At 72.7% G+C, this 16059-nt stretch carries 10 protein-coding genes; 3 read left to right on the top strand and 7 right to left on the bottom strand.

Annotation, left to right across the window (positions count from 1 at the left end):
• Positions 1 to 51: 51 nt before the first annotated feature.
• The gene (locus tag E1262_RS00405; RefSeq protein WP_132101065.1) at positions 52 to 1023 is read left to right on the top strand and encodes a glycosyltransferase; all 972 of its coding nucleotides are present in this window, start codon (positions 52 to 54) and stop codon (positions 1021 to 1023) included.
• A gap of 35 nt (positions 1024 to 1058) precedes the next feature.
• On the opposite strand, the gene E1262_RS00400 is transcribed toward E1262_RS00405, so the two are convergent.
• The 3 genes from E1262_RS00400 to E1262_RS00390 form a co-directional block, all read right to left on the bottom strand.
• The gene (locus E1262_RS00400; protein WP_132101064.1) at positions 1059 to 2996 is read right to left on the bottom strand and encodes an FG-GAP-like repeat-containing protein; all 1938 of its coding nucleotides are present in this window, start codon (positions 2994 to 2996) and stop codon (positions 1059 to 1061) included.
• A gap of 115 nt (positions 2997 to 3111) precedes the next feature.
• Positions 3112 to 5688 (bottom strand): glycosyltransferase family 4 protein, encoded by a 2577-nt coding sequence (locus E1262_RS00395; protein ID WP_132101063.1) that lies wholly within the window; start codon positions 5686 to 5688, stop codon positions 3112 to 3114.
• Positions 5685 to 6992 carry a nucleotide sugar dehydrogenase gene (locus E1262_RS00390; protein ID WP_132101062.1) on the bottom strand — a complete coding sequence of 436 codons (1308 nt, stop codon included), beginning with the start codon at positions 6990 to 6992 and terminating at the stop codon, positions 5685 to 5687. The genes E1262_RS00395 and E1262_RS00390 overlap by 4 nt, the downstream gene beginning before the upstream one ends.
• A 109-nt stretch (positions 6993 to 7101) precedes the next feature.
• Between E1262_RS00390 and wecB the strand changes: the two genes are divergently transcribed.
• Both wecB and E1262_RS00380 read left to right on the top strand, forming a co-directional pair.
• The gene (wecB, locus tag E1262_RS00385; protein WP_132101061.1) at positions 7102 to 8172 is read left to right on the top strand and encodes a non-hydrolyzing UDP-N-acetylglucosamine 2-epimerase; all 1071 of its coding nucleotides are present in this window, start codon (positions 7102 to 7104) and stop codon (positions 8170 to 8172) included.
• Positions 8169 to 10343, top strand: coding sequence for an acyltransferase family protein (locus E1262_RS00380; RefSeq protein ID WP_132101060.1), 2175 nt, complete (start codon positions 8169 to 8171; stop codon positions 10341 to 10343). Before wecB ends, E1262_RS00380 begins: the two co-directional genes overlap by 4 nt.
• Positions 10344 to 10487: 144 nt before the next feature.
• Here the strand turns inward: E1262_RS00380 and E1262_RS00375 are convergent, their stop codons facing one another.
• Genes E1262_RS00375 through E1262_RS00360 form a run of 4 tightly spaced genes read right to left on the bottom strand, consistent with a single transcriptional unit; the run spans position 10488 to position 16031 of the window.
• Positions 10488 to 11480: a Gfo/Idh/MocA family protein gene (locus tag E1262_RS00375; protein WP_132101059.1), complete on the bottom strand. Its 993-nt coding sequence runs from the start codon at positions 11478 to 11480 to the stop codon at positions 10488 to 10490.
• The gene (locus tag E1262_RS00370; protein ID WP_132101058.1) at positions 11480 to 12571 is read right to left on the bottom strand and encodes a DegT/DnrJ/EryC1/StrS family aminotransferase; all 1092 of its coding nucleotides are present in this window, start codon (positions 12569 to 12571) and stop codon (positions 11480 to 11482) included. The genes E1262_RS00375 and E1262_RS00370 overlap by 1 nt, the downstream gene beginning before the upstream one ends.
• Positions 12568 to 13167, bottom strand: a complete 600-nt coding sequence (locus E1262_RS00365; protein ID WP_132101250.1) for an acyltransferase — start codon at positions 13165 to 13167, stop codon at positions 12568 to 12570. The genes E1262_RS00370 and E1262_RS00365 overlap by 4 nt, the downstream gene beginning before the upstream one ends.
• Before the next feature lie 11 nt (positions 13168 to 13178).
• Positions 13179 to 16031, bottom strand: coding sequence for a glycosyltransferase (locus E1262_RS00360; RefSeq protein WP_132101057.1), 2853 nt, complete (start codon positions 16029 to 16031; stop codon positions 13179 to 13181).
• Positions 16032 to 16059 lie beyond the last annotated feature (28 nt).

Here is a 16059-nt window from a genome sequence, read left to right as displayed (position 1 = left end):
ACAAATTCGGCACTCCGATCAGGTAGACCGTATCATGTCATTCATTAGATAATGACAATGGAGGATGGCGTGCAAGAATCGGGTGGGCCGGCCATCGCTGTGATCATTCCGTGCCATAACGAGGCGGTCGCAATAGCGGCCGTGGTGACCGACATCCGGGCCGCACTGCCCGACGCGACCATCTACGTCTACGACAACAACTCCACCGACGCGACTGTCGCGGAGGCGCTCGCCGCGGGCGCCGTCGTCCGCACCGAGTCACGGCAGGGCAAGGGCAACGTCGTGCGCCGCGCCTTCGCCGACGTCGACGCCGACGTCTACGTGCTGGTCGACGGCGACGACACGTACGACGCCTCATCCGCGTCCATGCTGGTCAAGGTGTTGCTCGACGGCCCGTACGATCACGTCGTCGGGGTCCGGACACACGTCAGCGAGACCGCCTACCGGGTTGGCCACGTCCTGGGCAACCGGCTGTTCAACGGCGTTGTCGGCACCCTGTTCGGCCGCCAGATCACCGACCTGCTCAGCGGCTACCGTGCGTTCTCCCGGCGGTACGTGAAATCGTTCCCGGCCCTGTCCCGGGAATTCGAGATCGAAACCGAACTGACCATCCATTCGCTGCGGCTACGCGTTCCGGTGGCCGAGATGCCGGTCGGATACAAAGAGCGCCCGGACGGCAGCGAGAGCAAACTCCGCACCTACCGCGACGGGTTGCGGATTCTCCGATGGCTCGTCACGGTCACCCGTCACGAACGGCCCACGCTGTTCCACGGCGTACTCGCCGGCCTGTTCGGCGCGGTGGCGCTGATCCTCGGCATTCCCGTGATCGCCGAGTTCCTCGAGACCGGACTGGTACCGCGGTTCCCCACGGCGTTCCTGGCGGCGGCCGTCTCCATCATCGCGGTGGGCACGCTAGGCATCGGCTACCTGCTCGAGACGATCCGGCGCGGCCGCGAGGAGGCCGCTCGGCTGGCGTACCTGCGCTACCCGGCGCCGGGCGGTCGCAGCTCGACACTGCTCTGAGTGATACCGCTCACCCACCCACCGCGAACCGCCGCTCAGCTGCGCAGGTCGAAGGCGTTCCAGCCGGTACCGATGGCCCGGCTCGGCAGGAAGGCGCCCGTCCCGCTGCCGGGATAGAGGATCATCGTGCCGTCCGCCTTCCACGCGACGAGGTCCAGGACGTAGTCGTCGTCCACGTCGCCCGCCGCGGCGATGCCCGTGAACCCGGCCCAGCCGGTGCCGATGCTCCGCGCCTTGCCGAAGCCGCCCGAGCCGTTGCCCGGGTAGAGCAGCAGTCCGCCGTTGGGCAGCCGCGCGATGAGGTCGGCGACGCCGTCGCTGCTCCAGTCGCCCGGGCCGACGATGGCGGTGAACCCGGCCCAGCCGGTGCCGATGACGCGAGCGGTGCGGAACCCGCCGCGGCCGTCGCCCGGGTACAGCACGAGCACGCCGTCGCGGCGGCGGGCGATGAGGTCGACCCGGCCGTCGCGGTCCCAGTCGCCCGGCGCGACCACGGCGGTGAACCCGGCCCAGCCGGTGCCGATGCGCCGCTGCGCCGCGAAACCCCGGTCGGACCGGCCGGAGTACAGCCAGAGGCCGCCGGTCGAGCTACGGGCGATGACGTCGTCGTGACCGTCGCCGTCCCAGTCGCCAGGCAGCGCGGCGGAGACCATGGACGACCAGCCGGTGCCGAACGGGATGCGGCTGCCGTACCCGGCCGAGCTACCGCCCGGCCAGAGCCAGAACGAGCCGTCCGACCGTTGCCGGGCCATGAGGTCGGACCGGCCGCCGCCGTTGACGTCGCGGCCGCCGGTGGCGTCGCCGCCGATGCCCATCTGCCGCAGCGTGCCGGAGCGGATGGTGCCCAGCCGCGCGTACAGGGCGTCGCCGGGGCAGGCCGTCGCGGCGGCGTCGCGGTGCCCGGCGATGGCCGGCCACGCCTCGCCGTCGTAGTTGACCTGGCGCAGCGGGCGGACGCCGTGGAGGCGGAACTTCCACGCGAACAGCCGGGAGTACGCGCCGAGCATGACGCTGGGCGGCGCGGTGTTCTCATAGGTGCCCAGTGCGGACGCGGCGAAGGCGTCGTCGTTGTAGCCCTGGGTGTGCGCGCCGACGACCGCGCGGTCGACGCCGCCGTAGCGGCCCTCCCAGATGCGGCCGAAGCGGTCGATGACGAAGTTGTAGCCGATGTCGTTCCAGCCGCGTGACCGCACGTGGTAGACGTAGATCGACCTGATCAGCGCGGGGACGTCGCCGGAGCTGTACGCGTTCGCGCTGACGGTGTGGTGCACGAACGCGCCGCGCACCTCGCCGTAGCTGGGCGGGTCGGCCCGCAGCGACTCGTCGGCGCCCCACTGCGCCCGGCTGTAGATCGTCGGGCCGCCGCTGACGGCGAGCTCCGGCGCGTCGGACTTCATGGCCGGCGCCGTGCCCGGCTCGACGAGGTCCAGCCTGAGGTCGGCCGGCCGGCGGGCTCCGGCCTGCGCGCCGTCGACGCGGACCTGGATGCCGTCGGACTCCGGCACCAGCAGCGGGTCGGTCCCGTTGCGGGTGGCCGCCGCCTCGGCGGTGCCGGGGTCGGGCTGGTGGTCGTCGCCGCCCGGCAGCTCGTACCACGGCGACCACGTGCCGTCGGAGCGCACGCGCACCCACGCCTGCACCGGGGCGGCGCCGGTCCAGGTGACGGCCGCCAGCCGGAACGGCCGGACGGTGTACTCCTCGGTGTAGACGATGGGGATCTGCGCGGTGACGTCGGCGAACTCGCGCGGCGCACCGCCGGGCGCCGGCGGCAGGCTGGGCAGCCGCCCGAACCCGCCGGCCGCGACCGGGAGGCTGATCATCTGCAGGTCGTCGGCGGTCGGCGCGGTCTCCGCCGGCACGGCCGGCGTGCCCGTCCCCGTCGGTGGCACCTCCGGAGCGGCCCACGAGGGCACGACCGGCGCCATCGCGAACGCGACGAGCGCGCCCGCCAGACCCGCCTTGGTGACCGTCACGACTCGTCCCCCGCCGACCAGGTGTGATGCTTCAGATGACTACTGATGCATCAACAGTCTCACCAGTCACACAAGCCACGCAACCCGTTGTCGGGAATCGTTCGGACGATTCGGTTCAGTCCCCCACACCCAGGAACGGCGCCAGGACCCGCGCCGACGCCCGTCCGTCGTGGAACCGGCGGACGAAGTCGGGGCCGGCCGCCGCCGTCTTGATCGCGGGCTCGCGCTCGGCCACCAGGCGCTCGACGACGGCGCCGAGATCGTCCGGCGTCGCCTCGACGATCGGCAGCTCGGCCGGAATCGCGGCCCGGACGTGATCCGCGACGTGCCCGACGGTGACCCGGCCGGCCGCCATCGCCTCGCAGGCCAGCACGCCGTACGACCCGAGCAGCAACTGGTCGACCACGATGTCGGCCTCCCGCACGCGGGCCATCAGCTCGGTGTGCGGCACGCCCTCGACCCGCCGGTACTCGATCAGCCCGCGGTCGTGCAGGTCGCGCAGCACGGGATCGGCGGCGGCGGAGCCCTTGAGCGCGCCCCGCGACGGCGCGTGCAGCACGACCGGCACCGGCCGCTCCAGCACCGGCCGGTCGGTGGCGAGGTCGTCGGCGTCGACCACCACGGGCAGCCACTGGGCGCCGTCGACGAAGTCGAGCAGGTCGGGCGTGGTGACGAAGCGCGGGCCGTCGAAGTCGCGGAGGTGTCCCAGCACCACCTGCGTGGCCTGCTGCAGCCGCTGCGTCAGGGGGTCGTCGCGGTCGGCGAACGGCGAGTACCGGAACAGCTCGCGGTGCCGGCGCGGGTCGCGGACCTCGGATCCGTGCAGGATCACCCCTGCCGCGATGCCGGCCGCCCGCAGCGTCGGCAGGTCCTCGACGAACAGCTGCCCGCGGGCCTGGCCGAGCACCGGCCGGGCCGCCTCGAACAGCACATGGGTGGCGGTGCGCAGCACGTGGTCGGCGAACCCGACCACCCAGGCGGCGTCGTTCAGGAACCGCTCGGCCGGTACGACGTGGTCGGCCCGGAAGGCGAACGTGCCCGCTTCGGCCATGAGGTTCTCGGCCGTCGCCGGCGGCGCGTACCGCTCGACGGCGCGCGCCCACCGCCAGCCCTGCCCAGCGCTGTTCGACGGGCCGATCAGCAGGTGCGGCGTCGACTTCTCGGTCGCAGCCGGCGCCACGGCCGGCGCATCTGCACCCACCGTCCCGAGCAGGTCGGCGTACAGCTGGCGCAGCCGCAGCGCCTGGCCCTCCCAGGAGACCTCCTGGCGGAACTCCGGCCGCTCCAGCCGGGCCCGGTACGGTGCGGGGTCCGCCAGGACGGTGCGGACCTTGGCGGCGAGGTCGGCGGCGTCGCCGACGCGGTACACCTCGCCGATGCCGGACTGCTCCATGAACTCCGTCAGGCTCGGCATGTCGCTGGTGACGACCGGCAGGCCGGCGAAGGCGTACTCGAAGACCTTGTTCGGCAGCGCCATCTCGTGGCTGGGGTAGCGCAGAATCGGGATCAGCCCGACGTCGGCCGAGGAGAGGAACGCCACCACCTCGTGTGGCCGCACCGGGTCGAGGAAGTGCACGCGGTCCTCGACGCCGAGCCGCCCGGCCAGCGCGCGCAGCTGCTCGACCGGTGCGATGTCGATGTGCGGGACGGACACGACCGCCAGGTGCACGCCGGGCAGCGACGGCAGCGCCTCGACGGCGGTCTCGACGCCGCGGGCCTTGGTGACGCCGCCGCTGTAGACCAGCAGCGGCACGTCCGGCGCGAGGCCGATGCGCGACCGCAGCCCGGGCACGTCGCCGTCGGCCAGCTCCGTCATGCTCGGCGAGTTGATGACGACGGCCGGCTCGCGGTCGAGGCGGTACCGGCGGTGCAGCGTGCGGGCGATGGCCGGACTGACGGTGACGACGCGGTCGGCGCGGCCGATGTACTCGCGTTCGTGGTGCGCCCAGGCGGCGATGAACCGAGGCGTCCGGGCGCCGTAGCGCGACAGCCCGGGGACGTACTCGTGCGCGTCGTAGACGACGGCGAGCCGGCGGCCCTGCCGACGGGCCCGCTCGGCCGCGCGCATCGCGACGCCGATGACGTGCATGTCGTGTGCGTGGACGGCGTCGGGCGCCAGCTGGTCCAGCAGCGGCCCGAACGCCAGCTCGTAGTCGTAGGCCTGCGGGTGCACCAGCCGCCAGCGGGCCGGCCACGGGGTCCGGGCGGCGACGCCGTCCCAGGCCCGCCAGCCGAACCGGAACGCCTTGTCGGCCCGGTTGCCGACGCCGGCACGCAGCCAGGCAGCCCGCTCGGCGGCGCTCAGCCGCAATCCCGCAAGCCTGTCCCCGAGGCCACCGCTGGACCGGCCGGCCAGCTCGCCGCGCCGCGCCTTCAGCGCCTGCTTGCGCGCCACCTGCGCGGACTTGACCGGATACCCGACGAACGGCGGGCGCCAGTCACGGTGCGAGCGGCGCTTCCGGTCCCGCTCGTCGCGCAGCTGGAACGCCACCGGCACCCGGACGACCAGCACGTCGCCGAGCAGCTCCAGCGACCGGCGGCCGTCCGCGGCGACGCCGAGCACAGTGACCCGGTGCCCGGCATCGGCGACGGCCTGCGCCTCCTTCTTGACCCGGCTATCAGTGATGACGTCGTTGGCCACCAGCATGACGACGTGCGGGCGGCCGGCCGCCGTGGCCGGGTCGGAGGTCATGCCGGGGAGGATGCCTGGCCGACGACGATGCGCGTGACGCCGTCCCAGCGCGCGGCGTCGGTGACGTCGCGGCCGTCGACCAGGACCTTCGCGCCAGGGACGTCGGCGGAGCCGACCTCGGCGTACTCGGGGTGGTCGGCCTGCACGACGACGGCGTCGGCCGGCTCACCCAAGTGGTACGGCTCGAAGCCGAGCCCGCGCAGCTCGTCGTCGGTGTACATGGGGTCGTGCACGAACACCTCGGCGCCGCGGTCGCGCAGCGCGCGCACCGTCGGGAAGACGCCGGAGAATGCCGTCTCCTTCACCTTGCCACGGTACGCCGCTCCCAGCACGACGACCCGCGCGCCGGTCAGCGAGCCGCCGAACGCCGCCTCGACCAGGCCGATCGTGTACTCCGGCATGCCGACATTGGCCTCGCGGGCGGCCCGGACGACGGAGGCGTCGGGGTCGGTCCACAGGTACAGCCGCGGGTACACCGGGATGCAGTGCCCGCCGACCGCGATGCCGGGCCGGTGGATGTGGCTGTAGGGCTGCGAGTTCGACGCCTCGATGACCTGGAAGACGTCGATGCCGTTGGCGGCGGCGAACCGGCCGAACTGGTTGGCCAGGCCGATGTTGACGTCGCGGTAAGTGGTCTCGGCGAGCTTGGCCATCTCGGCCGCCTCGGCGCTGCCGAGGTCCCAGACGCCGTTGCCGCGGGCGAGGTCGGGCCGCTCGTCGAAGTCGAGGACGGCCTCGTAGAACGCGCGCGCCCGCTCGGCGCCGGACGGCGTCAGGCCGCCGATGAGCTTCGGGTACTTCCGCAGGTCGGCGAAGATTCGGCCGGTGAGCACCCGCTCGGGCGAGAACACCAGATGGAAGTCGGTGCCCTCGGTGAGGCCGGACACCTTCTCGATGAGCGGCCGCCACCGGTTCCGGGTGGTACCGACCGGCAGTGTGGTCTCGTAGGAGACCAGCGTGCCCGGCGTCAGGTTCTCGGCCAGCGACTGGGTGGCGGAGTCCATCCAGCCGAAGTCAGGCTCTCCGGTGGTGTCGTCGACGAACAACGGCACCACCAGGACGACGGCGTCGCTGCCGGGGACGGCGTCGGCGTAGTCGGTGGTGGCCCGCAGCCGGCCGGCGGTCACCACCTCGGACAGCTTCTCGGCCAGCTGGTCCTCACCGGGGAAGGGCTCGTCCCCCTTGTTCACGAGGTCGACGACGGTCTCGTTGACATCGACGCCGATGACCTCGTGACCCTTGGCGGCGAACTGGACGGCGAGTGGCAGCCCTATCTTGCCCAGGGCGACGACGGTGATTCTCACGTATGACCTCGGTCGTGATGGCGGATTCGGTCCGGCGTATAGGCTACCGGGGTTGGCTTGCGGCCTTGCCCTACGTCTGGTCGTGCAGAGGTTTCGAGGACGGTCTTCCATGCAGGTGCTCAGCATCGTCGGAGCCCGCCCGCAATTCGTCAAGCTCGCTCCGGTGGCCGAGGCCTTGACGGCGGGCGGACACGAGCACGTCATCGTGCACACGGGGCAGCACTACGACGCCGACATGTCCGACGTGTTCTTCGCCGACCTGCGCATCCCCGCACCCGACGTGCACCTGGGCATCGGCTCGGGCAGCCACGGCACGCAGACCGGCACCATGCTGGCGGCGCTGGACAGCGTGCTGGCCGACCGCCGCCCCGACTGGGTGCTCGTCTACGGCGACACCAACTCCACCCTGGCCGGAACGCTTGCCGCGGTCAAGCTGCACCTGCCCGTCGCCCACCTCGAGGCCGGCCTGCGCTCGTTCAACCGGGCGATGCCCGAGGAGCACAATCGGGTACTCACCGACCATGCCGCCGACCTCCTGCTGGCGCCCACCGACGTCGCCGTGACGAACCTCGCCCGCGAGGGCCTGGCCGAGCGCACCGTCCGGGTCGGCGACGTCATGACCGACGTCTGCTTCCGGGTCCGCGACGCCGTCCGCGACACCGCGCCGGAGCTGCCGGCCGGGTTCGAGCCGGGCGGCTACGTCGCGGCCACCATCCACCGGGCCGAGAACACCGACGACCCCAAGCGGCTCACCGCGGTGGTCGACGCGCTGGCCGGGCTGCCGGTGCCGGTGCTGCTGCTGGCGCACCCGCGCCTGGTGGTCCGCTGCCGCGAGTTCGGCATCGCCCTCGAGCGGCCGGGCAGCGCGCTGCACACCGCGTCGCCGCTGCCCTACCCGGGCATGGTCGCGGCCGTCCTGCACTCCGCGGGCGTGGTCACCGACTCCGGCGGCCTGCAGAAGGAGGCCTACCTGCTGGGCCGGCCCTGCAGCACGCTGCGCACCGAGACGGAGTGGCTGGAGACCCTGCACGACGACTGGAACGTGCTGGTGCCCGAGCCTGCCGACCTCGCCGACGCCGTCACCCGGCCGGTGCCGTCGGCGCCGCAGGGCACCCCGTACGGCGACGGCCATGCCGCGGGTCAGGTGGTCGACGCCCTGGTCCGCGGGGGTCCGGCATGAGCACCGATGCCCAGGTCCGTCCGGACCACCCGGCCGAGCCCGCGGCGCCGGCGGCGCGGCGGCGGACCACCACGGCCACGGCCGCGGGGGTGACCCGGCACCGGCCGGAGCTCCAGGGGCTGCGCGCGGTCGCCGTGCTGCTCGTGGTGTTCTTCCACCTCTGGCCCACCGAGCTGAGCGGCGGGTTCGTCGGCGTCGACGTGTTCTTCGTCATCTCCGGCTACCTCATCACCGACCACATCCACCGCGAGACCATCCGCACCGGCACGCTGTCGCTGCGCCGGTTCTGGGCACGCCGTATCCGCCGGCTGTTGCCGGCGTCGCTGCTGGTGCTGGCGCTGGGCGCGGTCGCGGCGGTCACGCTGCTGCCGGCGACGGAGTGGGCCGCCACCGCGCGCCAGCTGGCCGCCAGCGCCCTCTACGTGCAGAACTGGGCGCTGGCCTCCGACGCCGTCGACTACATGGCCCAGGACACCGCGCCCACGCTGGCGCAGCACTACTGGTCACTGTCGGTCGAGGAGCAGTTCTACGTCGTGTGGCCGGTGCTGGTGCTGGGCATCGTCGTGCTGAGCCGCCGCGCGTGGGTCCGGTGGTCCACCCGGCGACTGCTGGCCGCCGGCATCGCGGTCCTCGGCGCGGCGTCGCTGACCTGGTCCGTCGTCGCCACGTACGCCGATCCTGCCGCCGCCTACTTCGTCACGCCCACCCGCATCTGGGAGTTCGCCGCGGGCGCGCTGCTGGCGCTGCTGCCCGTCCGTACGGCCCGCCGCGGCATCGTCCGCGCGCTGCTCGGCGGCGCCGGGCTGGCCGCCATCGTCGTCGCCGGCGTCACCTACGACGGCGCCACGCTGTTCCCCGGCTGGGTGGCACTGCTGCCGGTGCTGGGCACGGTGGCCGTCATGGCTGCCGGCCCGACGTCCCGCCGGTTCACGCCGCACTGGTGGCTGACCCGCCGCCCGGCCACGTTCGTCGGCGACATCTCCTACTCGGTGTACCTGTGGCACTGGCCGCTGATCGTGGTGCTGCCGCACGTCACCGGCACGGAGTTGCGCGTCGGCGACAAGCTCGGCATCTTCGCGGCCACCCTGGTGCTGGCCTGGCTCAGCAAGGTCTACGTCGAGGATCCGCTGCGCACCCGCACGTTCCTCGCCGCCGCCCCGTGGCGGTCGTTCGCGTTCGCCGTCACCGGCATGGCGCTGGTCGTGGCCGGCACCGTCGCCGTGACCGACGACCTCGACCGCCGTGAGGCCGAGGCAGAGGCCCGCGCCGAGGCCGTCCTGTCCGCCGAGGCCGTCACCGAGCCGTGCGTGGGGCCGGCCGCGCTCGCCGCTGACAGCGGCTGCGACCCCGTCGGCTCCGGACCGCTCATCCCGCCGCCCGAGGTCGCGGTCGAGCAGAACCGGCGCTCCGACTACCAGGAGTGCCAGCAGGCCATCACCCAGCCCGACGTCATCCGGTGCGAAAAGGGCTACACCGGGCCCGACCCCAAGCGGGTCATCGCGCTGGTCGGCGACTCCCACGCCACCCACTGGCTGCCCGCGCTCGAGCTCATCGCCGAGTCGAGCCACTGGACGATCGTCACCTACCTCAAGGGCTCCTGCCCGGTGACGGCCGCGCGCCGCGAGCTCGACTCCGAGCAGACCGGCGAGGCCGCCGACAGCTGCGACCAGTGGGTGCGCGACGTCCGCGACGAGGTCGCTGCCGACGACGCCATCTCCATGGTCCTGACCTCGTCGTTCACCAACGCCTACGGGTTCACCGACGGCGCTGACACCGAGTTCGACGACCCCGCCCACGACGGTTTCGCACCGATCTGGGACGAGTGGACGGAGTCGGGCAAGGACGTCGTCGTGCTCCGCGACGTGCCGCCGACGAACGGCGAGTACGTGCCCACCTGCCTGTCGGCGCATCCGGGCGACCCGATCGACTGTGCCACGTCGCCCGACGACCTGCCCGACGACGCCGCGGCTGTGGCGGCCGAGCGCCTCGACGACCCCAAGGTGCACGTGGCCGACCTCACCGACCGCTTCTGCGACGACGAGTACTGCTACCCGGTGGTGGGCGACGTCATCGTCTACCGCGACTACAGCCACCTCACACGGGAGTACGCTGCGGCGCTGGCTCCGGTTCTGGGCGAACGGCTGAACCGGGCGATGACGCCGCAGGAGTGACCGCCCTCCATCCCGCCCCAACGAGTTGCCGGTGGATCCGGCGGATGCCCGCGAATCCGACGCTTGCAGCCGTGATCCGACCCTGACCGGCCGGATCGGCGGGCATCCGCCGGATTGCCGGGCATCCGTCGCTGCCGCGGGACGCTAGTGTGGCAACCGCACGGTGCTGCCGTCGCGGGCGGAGGCGAGGACGGCCTCGGCGACCTCGACCGTCGCCAGGCCCTGCTGCATGGTGACGATGTCGGTCTCCTTGCCGAGGAGGGCGTCGCGGAACGCCTCGTGCTCGGTGCGCAGCGGCTCCGGCTTGGCGATGGCGTACCGGACGACGTCGCCCTCGGACACGCCGCGGAACTGGGCGAGGTCGTCCCAGGCCGTAGGGATGGACCCGTTGGCGTGGAACGTGAGGTCGGCGTGCAGGGTGTCGGCGATGTAGGCGCCGCGGTCACCGGTGACGATGGTGACCCGCTCCTTCATCGGTGACAGCCAGTTGACCAGGTGGCTGGTGACGGTGCCGTCGGCCAGCTGGCCGGTCACGGCGACGAGGTCCTCGTGGTCGCGGCCGCTCTTGTGCACCGTCCGGGCCGCCACGGACACGAACGGCGAGCCCACGACCCAGGCGGTGAGGTCGATGTCGTGCGTGGCAAGATCCTTGACGACGCCGACGTCGGCGATGCGGGCCGGGAACGGGCCCTGCCGCCGGGTGATGATCTGGTAGATGTCGCCGAGCTCGCCGTCGAGCAGCCGCGAGCGCAGACTCTGCAGCGCCGGGTTGTAGCGCTCGATGTGGCCGACGGCGCCGACCAGGCCGGCCGCCTGGAACGCCGCGGCCAGCTTGGCCGAGCCCTCGCTGTCCTTGGCCAGCGGCTTCTCGACGAGCGCGTGCACGCCCGCAGCGGCCAGCGCCAGGCCGACCTCTTCGTGGTAGGCCGTCGGCGTGGCGACGACGCAGTAATCGAGGCCGACGCCGATGAGCGACTCGATGTCGGGCAGCACGGGCAGGCCGCCGGCCACCTTGTGCGGGTCGCCGGCGGGGTCGGCCACGCCCACGAGGTCGACGCCGTCGATGGAGCGCAGCACCCGCGCGTGGTGCCGGCCCATCATGCCCAGGCCGATCAGCCCGGCTCGCAGGTTGGTCATCACGCACCCGCCTTCGCCAGCGTGTTCACAGCCGTCGCGATGCGGTCGAGGTCGTCGGAGCTCAGCGACGGATGGACCGGCAGCGAGAGGACCTCGGCGGCGGCCCGCTCCGTCTCGGGGAGGTCGGCCTCGCGGCCGAACGACGGCAGCCGGTGGTTGGGGATCGGGTAGTAGACCCCGCAGCCGACACCGTGCTCGTCGCGCAGCGCCGCGGCGAAGCGGTCGCGGTCGCCGGCCACCCGGATCGTGTACTGGTGGTAGACGTGCGTCGCGTGCTCGGACACCGGCGGGACCACGACACCCTCGAGGTTGGCGTCGAGGAACGCCGCGTTCTCCTGCCGCTGCTTGGTCCAGCCGGCCAGCTTCCTCAGCTGCACACGGCCGATGGCGGCGTGGATGTCGGTCATCCGGTTGTTCAGGCCGACCAGCTCGTTCTCGTACTGGCGCAGCATGCCCTGGTTGCGCAGCAGCCGCAGCCGGCGCTCGAGGTCGGTGTCGCCGGTGCTGACCATGCCGCCCTCGCCCGACGTCATGTTCTTCGTCGGGTACAGGCTGAACATGGCGAACGTGCCGAACGAGCCAACCGGCGCGCCCTTCCAGGTGGCGGCGTGCGCCTGGGCGGCGTCCTCGAACAGCTTGAGGCCCTGCCGCTCGGCGATGTCGCCGAGCGCCGTCATGTCGGCAGGGTGGCCGTAAAGGTGGACCGGCATGATGCCGACGGTCCGCTCCGAGACCGCGGCCTCGACGGAGGCCGGATCGAGACAGAAGTACTGCGGCTCGATGTCGGCGAACACCGGGGTGGCGCCGGTGAGCGCGACGGAGTTGGCGGTGGCGGCGAAGGTGAAGGACGGGACGATGACCTCGTCACCGGGGCCCACGCCGGCGGCCAACAGGCCCAGGTGCAGGCCCGAGGTGCCGGAATTGACGGCGACGCAGGCGCGCCCGGCCACCAGCTCGGCCGAGAACTCCTGCTCGAAAGCCGCGACCTCCGGTCCCTGCGCCATCATGCCGGTGCGCAGCACGCGGTCGACCGCCTCCCGCTCCTCGTCGCCGATGATCGGCTTCGCGGCGGGGATCGGGCTGGTGCTCATGCGTTGTCCTCCGTGCTCTGACCGGCTTCCCGCAGGTGCCCGTGCTCTTCGATGTACAGCTCGCCGGTGCGCGGGCACCGCCACGTGCCCCCGCCGGCGTCCTCGAGCGGGACACCGGCGCGTCCCACCCACGCGACCCGCCGCGCCGGCACGCCCACCACCAGCGCGAAATCGGGGACGTCGCGGGTGACGACGGCTCCGGCGGCTACGGTAGCCCATCGTCCCACGGTGACCGGAGCCACGCACACCGCCCGCGCGCCCACGGAGCACCCCTCGCGCAGCGTGACGCCGACGGCGTCCCAGTCAGCGGCGCTCTTGGCGCTGCCGTCCGGGTTCACCGCACGCGGGAAGGTGTCGTTGGTGAGCACCGCCGCGGGGCCCACGAACACGCCGTCCTCGAGCACCGCCGGCTCGTAGACCAGCGCGTAGTTCTGGACCTTGCAGTTGTCGCCGGCCCGGACGCCGGTGCCGATGTAGGCGCCGCGGCCGATGACGCAGTTACGGCCGAGCACGGCCTTCTCGCGGACCTGGGCCAGGTGCCAGACCGACGAGCCCGCACCGATCTCGGCGTTGTCGTCGACGTCGGCCGAGGCCATGATGCGCACGTTCACCGCTGCTTCTTCTCCTGGGTCTGTTCCTGGTCCCGCTCGGCGGCGCTTGCGGCGTCCTTGAAAGCGCGCCACTTCGTCTCCGGCGGCTCCGGCGGGTCGGGCACGAGCCGCTTGACGATGGTGGCGCCGGGCGCCCAGGCGGCGTCGGGCAGCTTCTCCATGACCTCGGCGTACACCGACCGGATGACCTCGGCCTGTGCGGCCCACGAGAACCGGTGCCGCAGCTGGGGGTCGTCGGCGATGCGCTTGGCGATGCGGTCGCGGTCGGCGAGCACCGTCCGGACCGCCCGCACGAAGCCGTCGACGTCGCCGGCGCTGTAGACCGCGCCGAGGTCGAGCTCGCGTACCAGGTCGGCCTGGGCCGGGGTGTCGCTGGTGACGATGGGCAGCCCGGCGGCGATGTATTCGCAGAACTTGTTCGTCACCGCGATGTCGTGGTTGGGCGCGTGCAGCAGCGGGCTGAGGCCGATGGTGGCCGAGCGCAGGTACAGCGGCACGACCTCGGCGTCGACGAACGGCGCCAGGTGCACGCGGTCGCCCACGCCCAGCTCGACGGCGCGCGCCTGCAGCTCCGCGGTGACGGGGTTGGCCCGAGCCACGATGGCGAGGTGGACGTCGGGCAGCTGCCGCAGCGCCTCGACTGCCGTCCCGACGCCGCGGGCGCGGTTGACCCCGCCGCCGTACACCAGCAGCGGGACGTCCTCGGGCAGCCGCAGCTGCTCGCGCAGGCCCTTGACCTGGGCATCCTCCGGCGGCTCCACAGGCGCGTTGAGGACGACGTCGGGCAGGGTGGCCAGCTTGTGGTCGCGCTGCAGCCACCCGGCCAGCGGCTCGGACACCGTGATGACGCGATCGGCGTCGTGGATGAACTCGCGCTCGAGGTCGCTGTAGGCCGCGACCCGGCGCGGCGCCACGACCGGCACGCCCGGGATGTACTCGTGCGCGTCGTAGATGATCTTGATGGTGCGGTCGTCGAGGGCCGCACGGTGCGCCGCGCGCGCCGCGATGCCGAGCATGAACACGTCGTGCACGTGGATGACCTCGGGCTGGATGCGGTCGAGCAGCGGGCCCAGCGTCAGCTCCTGGTCGACCACCTCGGGCATCACCCGGCGCCACCGGCCGGAGGGCAGGTAGCGGTAGAGGGCCAGCTGCCGCTCACGCCGCTTGCCGATGCCCATGTCGGTCGTGGCGACCTTGCGCTTGGCCCGCCGGATCGGGTACGCGCGGGCATCGAGGATGGCGCGGTGCAGCCGCAGCGAGCGCCAGCGCGCCGCCCGCAGCAGCCGCTCCCGGGTGGGTCGCCGGGCCGGCGCGGGCGCCGCTGCGACGCCGCCGGCGCGCTCGCGGTCGCGGCGGTCGCGCCCACGGTCGCCGCGCAGCTCGCGGCTGGCGTACTGCCAGCGGCCGTAGGCCAGCGTGTACTCGGCCTCGGAGCTGAACCACGGCTTGAGGTTGGCCAGCCGCTTGCGCCACCCGGTGACCAGCACCTTCGACTGGATGGGCGGGCAGAGGACGTGCACCTTGCCGAGTTCGCGGGCGCCCTTGAGCTTGCGGCCGGGAATGCCGATGCAGGTGACGTCGAGGTCCCAGTTGGCCACCGTCTGCGCGTACTTGAGCACGCGGGCGTCGACGACGATGTCGTTGCCGGCCATCATGACGACCTTGGGCCGGATCCAGGACGGCTTCCAGTCGGCCGGCACAGCGCTCGGCCGTTCGACGAACGAGGCCAGCGCCTCGGCCGAGCGGCGGCCGTCGTGCACCTGCTCGACGAAGGCCGGGCCGCGCGCGGCGACCTCGCGGCCGCGTTCGGGGTGCGAGACGAGGTCGAGGACGACCTGCTCGATGGTGTCGGGCGTCGCCTCGACGATGGGCAGCTCGAGGCCGGTGTCGGCCAGGACGCGGTCGCGGACGTGCTGGGCGATGTGGCCGACCACGACCCGGCCCGCGGCCATCGCCTCGCACGCGGCGACGCCGTAACTGCCGACGCGGAACTGGTCGAGGACGATGTCGGCGTCGCGGTAGACCCCCGGCATGTCGGCGGGGTCGACGCCCTCGACCCGGCGGTAGGTGATGAGGCCGCGCTCGGCGAGGCCCTCCATGATGGGGTCGATGAGCTCGGAGCCCTTCATGGCCGACTTGCTCGGTGCGTGCGCCACCACCGGCTTCTCGTGCTCGAGCACCGGCGCGTCGCTGCGCCAGGTGTCGACGTCGACGACCACCGGGCACCAGACCGCGTTGGGGACGTAGTCGAGGAGGTCGGGGGTGGAGACGTAGACCGCGCCCGGGAACGACGTGAACAGCTCGACCGCGCGGGTGGAGTTGCGCTCGAGTAGCTCGACGGTCTCGTCCTCGAGGTCGGGGAACGGCGACCACGGCTCGGTCTCGACGTGCCGGCTCGGAATGCGGACGTCGGAGCCGTGCGCGATGAGCCCCACCTGCAGGCCCTTGGCGAGCAGCGGCGGGATGTCGTACGACGCGTCCTGGCCGTACCAGGTGCCGAAGATGGGCCGCGACGCCTCGATGAGCACGTGCGTGTAGTTGCGGATGACGTGGTTGACGAAGTTCAGCTGCCAGCGGCGGCTGCGCCGGTAGGTGCCGGCCGGGATGCCGTAGTCGACCGGATAGTCGAGGACGCCCTTGAGGAACGCGTAGGAGGTCGCCTTCGTGGTGGGGACCCGCTCCTCGAGTGCGCGCGCCCAGCGAGTGCCCTGACCCGCGAAGTTGGCCGGCCCGACCAGCAGGCGAACCGGCGCGTCGAGCCGCGGCGGCAGGCCGTCGCGGGTGGCGGGTGCGTCGTCGGCCTCCGGCCCTGGCCGGCCGTCTCGGCGCCTGTCTGTTCCCCTCGCCACCGTGTTGCCCTCCACGCCCTTCACGAGA

The organism is Jiangella aurantiaca, assembly GCF_004349105.1.
GTDB classification, from domain to species: Bacteria; Actinomycetota; Actinomycetes; order Jiangellales; family Jiangellaceae; genus Jiangella; species Jiangella aurantiaca.
The sequence above is the reverse complement of the archived record's forward strand: the minus strand, read 5'-3'. Positions and strand labels throughout refer to the sequence as shown.